Raw genomic sequence first — 346 nt, 5'->3', positions numbered from 1 at the left:
CCAGGAACAAAAAGAGGCTGAATTCGCCTACCAGGAAACCCGGAAGGCCTTAAGCCTGCTGGCCGAGAATTTGGATCGTGGTACCCAAAAAGTGGCCTATTTAAATGAATTCGAAACAACAAAACAAAAAATTTACAAAAACAATTAAAAAGCGATCAGTGATGAAAAAGTTAGTATTAATTGCCGTAATGGCAGTATTGCCCCTGACGGGATTTTCACAATCCATCTTTGATAAATTTGAAGACCTGGACAACGTGAGTTCCGTGATAATCAACAAAAACATGTTTAACCTTCTGGTTAAAATGGATGTTGACGTTGATGACCCTGAAGCAAGGGAGTTTATGGA

1 pseudogene is annotated in these 346 nt (G+C 39.6%); it reads left to right on the top strand.

What is annotated here, in order from left to right:
• Positions 1-161 precede the first annotated feature (161 nt).
• A pseudogene (locus tag AC4E7D_RS07480) lies at positions 162-346 on the top strand (DUF4252 domain-containing protein); the annotation flags it as partial.

Source organism: Lentiprolixibacter sp. (assembly GCF_982873095.1).
Note: the sequence above shows the minus strand (reverse complement) of the source record. Positions and strands in the feature narration are given on the sequence as shown.